General features: G+C 58.2%; 9 protein-coding genes and 1 pseudogene. 6 read left to right on the top strand and 4 right to left on the bottom strand.

The features are described from left to right. On the top strand, positions 1–981 hold a 981-nt coding region (locus NCT32_RS36135; RefSeq protein ID WP_250491472.1), incomplete at its 5' end, for an LssY C-terminal domain-containing protein. A gap of 145 nt (positions 982–1,126) precedes the next feature. Further along, a complete protein-coding gene (locus NCT32_RS36130; protein ID WP_250491471.1) occupies positions 1,127–2,077 on the top strand; it encodes a hypothetical protein in 951 nt (316 codons plus the stop codon). A 62-nt stretch (positions 2,078–2,139) separates the two neighbouring features. On the opposite strand, the gene NCT32_RS36125 is transcribed toward NCT32_RS36130, so the two are convergent. The 4 genes from NCT32_RS36125 to NCT32_RS36115 all read right to left on the bottom strand — a co-directional run bounded on the left by NCT32_RS36125 (position 2,140) and on the right by NCT32_RS36115 (position 3,804). Next, entirely contained in the window at positions 2,140–2,733 is a 594-nt protein-coding gene (locus tag NCT32_RS36125) for a hypothetical protein (protein WP_061118581.1), read from the bottom strand. Between the two features lie 34 nt (positions 2,734–2,767). Continuing rightward, on the bottom strand, positions 2,768–3,202 hold the full coding sequence (locus NCT32_RS36120) for a glycine zipper family protein (RefSeq protein ID WP_409241579.1): 435 nt from the start codon (positions 3,200–3,202) through the stop codon (positions 2,768–2,770). A 189-nt stretch (positions 3,203–3,391) separates the two neighbouring features. Further along, a complete protein-coding gene (locus tag NCT32_RS37775; RefSeq protein WP_409241578.1) occupies positions 3,392–3,631 on the bottom strand; it encodes a DUF2950 family protein in 240 nt (79 codons plus the stop codon). Beyond that, a complete protein-coding gene (locus NCT32_RS36115; protein WP_250491470.1) occupies positions 3,589–3,804 on the bottom strand; it encodes a DUF2950 family protein in 216 nt (71 codons plus the stop codon). The genes NCT32_RS37775 and NCT32_RS36115 overlap by 43 nt, the downstream gene beginning before the upstream one ends. Positions 3,805–4,344: 540 nt before the next feature. Between NCT32_RS36115 and NCT32_RS36110 the strand changes: the two are divergent. The 4 genes and pseudogenes from NCT32_RS36110 to NCT32_RS36095 all read left to right on the top strand — a co-directional run. Beyond that, positions 4,345–4,474 (top strand): annotated as a pseudogene (locus tag NCT32_RS36110) (IS110 family transposase); the annotation flags it as partial. A gap of 453 nt (positions 4,475–4,927) precedes the next feature. Next, entirely contained in the window at positions 4,928–5,491 is a 564-nt protein-coding gene (locus NCT32_RS36105; RefSeq protein ID WP_061118585.1) for a YSC84-related protein, read from the top strand. Positions 5,492–6,036: 545 nt separating this feature from the next. Next, positions 6,037–7,350 (top strand): DUF2254 domain-containing protein, encoded by a 1,314-nt coding sequence (locus NCT32_RS36100; protein WP_061118586.1) that lies wholly within the window; start codon positions 6,037–6,039, stop codon positions 7,348–7,350. Positions 7,351–7,368: 18 nt separating this feature from the next. Then, positions 7,369–8,046: a carbonic anhydrase gene (locus NCT32_RS36095; RefSeq protein WP_250491468.1), complete on the top strand. Its 678-nt coding sequence runs from the start codon at positions 7,369–7,371 to the stop codon at positions 8,044–8,046. Positions 8,047–8,207: the final 161 nt, after the last annotated feature.

The raw sequence follows: 8,207 nt of genomic DNA, 5'->3' as shown, positions 1-8,207 counted from the left end.
AACTTGTGGTTGCTGCACTCCGGAACCGATCCGGATTACTTCTCGCCGCTCGAAGTAGCGTGGTCCATGCACACGCTGCTCGGAGGTGCGACGAACGAAAGTATCGACGATCACCTGGACAAACTGGGATTCAGAAATCCCATCCCCGCTGGCGAAACGCGTACCGGGTTCCTGTTCACCAACCAGGACCGGCAGATCAAATTGGTCAATATCGATTTGTTCGGCAGCAAAACGCTGATCCCTTTCTCCGTGTTCGTGCCGGTACCGAACGACGCCGGAGACGCGCGCTTCGCGCTGACACCGTTCCGGTATTCCGAGTCAGCAATCACCGACTATCACGATCTTGCTTCGTTACGTGCGGCGCTCGAACGCATGCCGTGTTGCGCCACGGACGCAAAAGGCACGACCGAAGCGGACCCGCTGAACGTGATTATTATTGGTACCCTGGGCGATATAGGCACTGCAATGGTTCGGCGCGGCTATCGTCGAGAATTGCGTGACACGGACCTTGCGCAAGCGCTGTTTGGACGCAGACCCGACGTCGTCCTGCGCAAGGAAGCGCAAGCGGGCGCGCCTTCCACTACGTTGCGCGCATGGCTCGCGCCCATCCGGTTCAACGGCAGCTGGGTGTATCTGGCGCAATGTGGACGGCCCATCGGCGGCCGCTTCGCGCATCACGATGCGGCAAGCCCCGCGTTGCATGGCGACGTCGACGAGGCGCGCAACTTTCTGATCCAGGACATGATGTATTCGGGTGGTCTGGAGCAGCTCGGCTTCGTGTACGGCGTAGGGGCGGCGCCGCCCGCAAACCCGCGAGCAACGCTGAACGGCGCGTCGTATTACACCAATGGGCTGCGTGCCGTCATGTTCTTCGCCACCCGCCCGCTCAACTTCACCAACGTGCAAATTCTAGACTGGGTGCCTTACCTTGAGCAGCGCAAAACCGGTGCACGCGAGGAGCAGGGCGATGCCGGCGAATAGCTCCGTCATGAGGCCACGCAGAGGCGTCGCCCGTCTCGTGGCCGCCCTTGCCTGCGTTGCCCTCGTGGCGTGCGCAACGAAGCCGCTCGTCCCCTACACGACGAATACGCCTCCGCTCGCGCTCGTTCCCGCATCTCAAGCGGGTGTGCTGGACAAGCGGTCACGCTTTCGCGAGACATTCTGCGCGGTGCTCGAAGCACACGGCAAGGCGCTTCCCGACTACCGTCCCTGTGAAGACGCACTGACACGCGTCGGTACCGAGCCCGCTGGCATCGGCGCGCCTGTGGATCTGGGTGAATCGAAGCGTCACCTCATCGCGGCAGTGGTTCCCGGCATCGGTTATGACTGTTTCAAGCCGTGGTTGAATTCGCAGAACGCCGTCGCGAAACACGTGCAGCAATTTGGATACGACGCCATCATGCTCAACGTCGACGGCCTGTCGAGTTCGAAGAACAACGCACGTCAGATCCGCGACGCCATTCTGGCGATGCAACTGTCCAGCGAGCCAGGTGTACTCGTGCTGGTCGGTTACTCAAAGGGCGCCGCCGACATCCTGCAGGCTGTTGTCGAGTATCCGGAGATCCGAAGCCGAGTGGCGGCCGTCGTGAGCGCGGCGGGCGCGGTTGGCGGATCGGCGCTCGCCAACGATGCAGAGCAGTATCAGGCCGACATGCTGCGGTACTTTCCCAGCGCGACCTGTACGTCGGGCGACGGCGGCGCCGTAGAAAGCCTGCGTCCGGCGACACGCCAGGGCTGGATGGCGCAGCATCCCCTACCAAAAGAGCTACGCTATTTCTCGCTCGTGACGTTTCCCCAGCCGGAACGCATATCGTCGATACTCAAATCGAGCTACGACAAACTTTCGCAAATCGATGCGCGCAACGATAGCCAAGTCATCTTCTACGATCAAATCGTACCGGGAAGCGCGCTGCTCGCCTTTGTGAATGCCGACCACTGGGCGCTGGCCGTGCCCATTGCCAGAACGCACAGCACAATCGCCGCGCTGTTCGTCACGCAGAACGCATATCCTCGTGAGGCGCTGACTGAAGCAATTCTGCGCTTCATCGAGGAAGATCTCGCGACCTCCGGAAAGTGAAGCTGCGCACCTGCGCAAAGCCGGGTCTATACGGCGGACTCAAAGCATCATCCCCACCCGTTCTACTTCATTGTGGCCGGTTCGACAGATACGGCCAATGCTTCGGTGTAGACAGCTTTGATCTGATCGCCCTTCTTTATGCGCTTGAGACGCTCGGGGTCTTCGACATGAAGATCGATCGTGTCGCCCTTGGGGCCCTTGAGCATCACCATCTGCGTCTTGGCATTCACCGCGACGACGTCCGCGATAACCGTCACTTCGCGACCGACCGTTCCTCCCGGCTTGGCGCCCGGAACCGAGCGTTCCGCGGACTGGCTCTCAGTCCGCGATGCCTCGCTCTTCTTGTCGAGCAGGCTCAGGCTCAGCGATTCGTGATAGGCGACCTTCACGGTATCGCCCACAGCCAGTTGGTCGAAATTGCGTACCTCGTCCGTGACCTCCAGCTCGATCACCTTGCCGGAACGCGTCTTGAGCGTGACGGTGCGCGTGGCGGCGTCGATGCCGACGATGGTAGCCGTCACCTTCGAGGTGCCCTGCACGGATGCTCCATTCTCGCTCTTTGTGACGTTCACGCTGGTCTCGGGCTCGGCGGTCCATGCGGTTCCGGATAGCACTAGACAAGCTGCGACAAACAGGCTCCTGCTCATGCGCTTCATTATTGTTGCTCCTGGGTTGAATGAATGGGCAATTTCACTTGATCGTATAGCCACGGCCCTGCATGCAGGCCGCATAAGCGCGGTAGTACGTGTCCATCGCGCCCTGTGATTGCGCTTGCGTATTCGCCTGCTGCGCGCGACGGTTCTGTCGTGCGCGTGAACCGCCCACCATAGTGCCGGCTGTCGCGCCGACCGCCGCGCCCTTTCCCGCATCGCCCGCAATGGCCCCGACTACTGCGCCTCCCGCCGCACCGCGTGCGGCTCCCTGGACGCGTTCTCCGCCGCCCACCGCCGGACCGCTTTGCGGCGGGGGCGCTGCAGAAGCCGTCGCGGGGTCAATACCCGTGTTGCTCTTTGCCCAGCTGTAGCACGCACCGTCGTCCTTCTGTTGTTGCTGAGCGCTTTGGCCTTTCGCCGGATACGCTATCGGCTTGCTTTGCGCAATCGCATCCAGCGCGAGCAGCATCATCAGCGCGACACACAGCTGGTGAGTTTTCTTCGCATTCATGCCGACTCCTTTGACTCGTTTTAGAGCGTTCGACATGCGACATGTAGGGTCCATTGGGCTCGTCCTCGCGGCCAGACGACGTATCGGGATCGCGTTCCGTCGGTGCTCGGAATTTCCCGCTATCCTTCTGATAAACGCCGCTGTTGCTGCTCAGATGAACGTCGTCACTTCGCTCGTGCCGTATTGCGCCGTGTAGGCGACCATCGCGAAGCCCGCGAGCAGCGACCGTTGATCACACAGCTGAAAGCACCGCCCGGTGCGTTCTGGCCTTGCAGCTTGGGATGCGAAAGTGGTAGCCGTGGTATGCGTCGCGGGAAGTGCGATGCGTAACGAATGCGCGCTCGAGGCTATCGGCGCAGCGAGCGGGTATTGCGGCACGCCGTCGCCCATCCGTCGCGCGAAATGTACTCACGTTTCGCATCAAAATAGGCGCTCAACACCTTGATCGCTTCGCGCTCCTTCGCGCCGACGCGGGGATCTAATACGTAAGACTCGACGCGCAGCCGAATCTTCACGATCTCATCATTACTGCCACTGTGCGCCGCAGTGATCCGTTTGTTCATATCGCTCTGCGGCCGCGCCCATCGCGAATGAGATCACCGCAACTTCAATCGCTGGACTCACACGTTTCACGGCAGTCCCGGCATCTTGAGCTGACACGGGATTCCTCTTGTGCTTTTGTCTCGTCGGCAAAATAAAAGTGTCGAGCATCACTCCCGTAATTTAAGAACATATTCCGAGCAATACAAGCGATTTTTAGTGAACGGGACCGACACATTTTCCACGTTTTCGTGGCTCGCGATTCACCAATCAGCCCGTGTTCCAAATATGGAGGTCGCCCGCAACCAGTTCTCCCAAGCCGCTTAATAATTAATTCATTTAAACGTCACCTAATTCCCGCGGCGTCGCTGGGTAAGGGAATATTTGTGACACACTTATCATGCGGACCATGAGGAGTTGCTGTGCCAGTCAATGCGAGGACAATTCAGCGCATCAAACTCAAACGCAATTCGCTAGGCGCGAGCCTTCGTAGTTTGTGATCGAAACGACCGGCCGCCGCACGCTGCAGGGCTGGACACCTGAAGAACCTCGACCGCGACTTGAGGCTCATTGCCCCGCGCTCGGTGCCGTCCCTTCGTTTTGGGTGACAAGACTGACGCCGCCGCGCGGGCGATCTGGACAGCTGATCAGCAGCCCGATGCGCGGTTTGTTGCCGTTAAAACAGAAGCACAGTAGACAATTCTCGCGCTACAGCGGGCAACTGATGAAGACCATCTGGCAAGGCGTGCAGCAAGTGATCGATTTCGTCGCCGGCCTCAAATACGCCCGCGGACCGGCCGGCTGACTTATGTTTGATTAAAAAGCTTCCCGGTCACGCGATCGGCGACGGAATTTTACGCACCGGCGAGAAACGCAGCCTATACTGAAAGACAGCGCGAATTCAGAGCACTGATGCGCGTCGACCGCTCACGGACGACTTTCGTCTTTGCAACCGTGACTCGCGGCTTTCCGGGCCCGCTTCTGCGGGCCTTTTTGTGCGGACTGACTTCACAGGAAGGTCCTCGGCGTCGTGCAGTTCCGATATTCATACCGATTGTGTGAACGGGGACCAGGAGTTAAAAGCGCCGATTTGGGTGGGTGTAGGTCGGCAGTGCGCCAATGCGATCAATCCATGGAGAACACATCATGCTCAAACGTCTGATACTGACGCTCACAATCCTTTTGATGTTGCCTACTTCCGCCGCTCTTGCAGACGAATATACGGCCACGCTCAACCTGTTCAAAAATGCGGGAGAAAGCAGCAATCTTCTGCACAGTGCCCATGGCTACGCTGTGTTTCCGAAGATTGGCAAGGCCGGGGTCGGCATAGGCGGTGCCCACGGCAAGGGCCACGTCTATGAGAAAGGGAAATATATCGGCGATACATCCATGACTCAGCTCACTGTCGGCTTGCAACTAGGCGGCCAAGTGTACAGTGAACTCATCTTGTTCCAGGACGAACGATCCCTCAAAGAATTCACCAATGGCAACTTTGAATTCGGTGCAGATGCCAATGCGATCGCGATCACTGCGGCAGCTGGCGCACAGGCAGGCACGGCGGGCACGTCTGCTAATGTAAGCGGCGGCAAGAAAGATGCCAAAACTACAGGCGCCTATCGAAAAGGGATGGCTGTATTCACGGTGGCTAAGGGTGGGCTGATGTATGAGGCAAGCGTTGGCGGCCAGAAATTCTCGTACAAGCCTCGTTGATTTTCGCTTAATAAAAGGTATGCGCCGACAAAGCGCGAAATTATATGAACGGCGCCGCCAGGCTGGAAGGTGCGCATGCGGTGGATCCTCACGTCAGAGTGCCGACATTGGAAGACCACGAGGTCTTCACTGGTAACCAGAGGATCCAAAGTGAACTATACGACAGTGGCCGTAATTATGGTCGAAACCGTGCACAGGTCGATCAAGCGGTCGGCGTGTCTCGAGCATTTGCGCACCGTGTCTCTAATCGGGATGGAAGCTCGCGGGAGCCCAGCGCCTGACCAGCGCGCTGTCCAAGATGGGGCACAGAGTCAAATTGATGCCCGCAAAGTTCATTAAGGCCTTCGACATCGGTAACAAGAACGATCCTGCAGATGCGCGGACGATCTGGATGGTGACAGATGCCGAGCAAGCCGTTACCGTCAAAACGAGGGCTAGCGAGCGGTCCTTGCCATGCATCGTACGCGCCAACAGATGTGCATGCGGCTTGCCAAACCGCGAAGACTCTGGTCTCTGCTGCAAATGGATCTTAGGGGAGAGCATACATGGGCTGGAATCGATGGTACAGCTTAAAGAGCTACCTAAGATCCTCGCTGTGGGCTGTGCCGCTCATGGCAGTCGCGATCTATGCCGTGGTAAAACCTCTGACCGAAATGCTAGGAAGATGGATGATCAGGCAAGCGATCCTGGATCCGAAAACCGGCTTTCTTGGGCTTTCTATGACTGGGGCGCGGTCGTTGCTCGGTGACATCGTTTCCGCAGACCTGGGGTTTCTGGTGTTCACGTTTGGTTCGTTGCTCGTCGCAATCCAGGTCGCTGGCGGGCAGTACACTCCCCGGATAATCGCGACCACACTGCTGCGCGATAACGTGATCCGTACCATCTCCGGACTGTTCGTTTTCACGATGCTGTTCGCCGATAGAACACTGGGCTGGATGGGTGAAAACGAGGTACACCAACTTCAAGTGTTCATTGCAGCGATATTCGGATTCGCTTCAGTCGTCGCGTTCCTCTTCCTGATTGACTACGCCGCGAAATCTCTGCGTCCTGTAAGCCTCGTAGCACGCGTTGGGAAGCACGGGATGGCGGTCATAGAAAGCGTTTATCCCGCTCCGACTAGCGGTGCAACTATCCCGCTGGAAAGTGATAAAGAGCGAGGCGTACCTAATCGCATTGTCCTTCACCGCGGCGAATCTGGCATCGTTCTGGCCGTGAACTTGGAAAGGCTGGTGGCCAAGGCGCGGCGCACTGACTCAGTTATCGAATTTGTACCGCAAGTCGGTGATTTCGTCGCTGTGGGCGAACCCATGTTTTATTTGTACGGGAATTCTGGCGCAATCGATGAGGAAAGGCTGCGCACACTGGTCGCTTTCGGGACGGAACGAACGATGGAGCAGGATCCTATGTTCGCGTTTCGCATCCTGGTCGATATTGCGCTCAAAGCGCTGTCGGCGGCGATCAACGATCCGACCACGGCCGTGCTTGCTATCGACCAGGTGCACCGACTATTGCGCGTGGTGGGCCAACGGTCGCTGCACATCGAGGAGATTGTGGATAGGTCAGGGCAGGTTCGGGTTATCCTACGGACGCCCAATTGGGAAGACTTCGTACATCTTAGTTTCCGCGAAATAAGACAATACGGCGCGGGCAGCATTCAAATCGCGCGTCGTTTGCGTGCTGCGATTGAGAATCTCGTCCAGTGCCTACCGGAACATCGACATGATGCATTACGCGTCGAGTTGGCACTGCTCGATCGCACGATCGTCTCGATGTTCTCGTTTCCCGAGGATCTGGCGTTGGCCCGTATCCCTGACTCGCAGGGGCTGGGAGGCTCCGCCACGTCGACAACACATGACTAGCCCTTTCGGAGGAAAAACATGGACAAACTCATAATGGGCATCGTTGAATTCCGCGAGCAACTGCTGCCGCAATACGCGGAACAGTTTACCAAACTGGCGCTCGCGCAGACACCTGATGCCCTCTTCATCACGTGCTCGGACAGTCGGGTTGTCCCGGACCTGCTTGCCTCGACCCATCCGGGCGATCTGTTCACGATGCGCAACGTTGGCAACCTGATTCCGCCGGCGACTGCGGAAGGAGTCTCTACCGGCGACCTTTCCGAGGCGAGCGCGATTGAGTACGCGGTGCTGGTGTTGAAAGTCTCGAATATTGTTGTCTGCGGGCATTCCGAGTGCGGTGCGATGAAAGCCGTGTATACACGCAACGCCAAGCTGAAAGCGCCGAACTTAGATAAATGGCTGTATCACGCCAACAACGCAGCGTTTCGCCTCGAACACGAAGGTCCGCTCGATGAAAGGCTGAAACCGCACGATCAATTGTCGCAACTCAACGTCCTTGTGCAGCTTGAGCATCTGATGACATACCCGATCGTCCACCAGCAAGTCGCCGCGGGCGCACTCGTGTTGAGCGGCTGGTGGTTCGATATTGCGAGTGGCGACATGTATGCCTATGAGCGCAGGAGCCGCTCATTTGAAGTCATCGACCGCGCGATGGCGGATCGGATGATAGCGCGCCTTGCTGCGCGGGCGCGGTGAAGTGCACGAAGATCTTCACCACAATTCCCATCGCGGGTCGACGGGCTAGCCACGGCGAGAATGGTTGTGCAATCAGGGCTCATTGGAAGCGCGACTGAAATGTTCTGCGCACGAAGGACCGCTGTCTGGTGCGGAGCCGACACTTGATTCCCGGTGAAGGG

Origin of the sequence: Caballeronia sp. INML2 (assembly GCF_023631365.1) — a bacterium.
In the GTDB taxonomy this organism is placed as follows: domain Bacteria; phylum Pseudomonadota; class Gammaproteobacteria; order Burkholderiales; family Burkholderiaceae; genus Caballeronia; species Caballeronia turbans.
The sequence above is the reverse complement of the archived record's forward strand: the minus strand, read 5'-3'. Positions and strand labels throughout refer to the sequence as shown.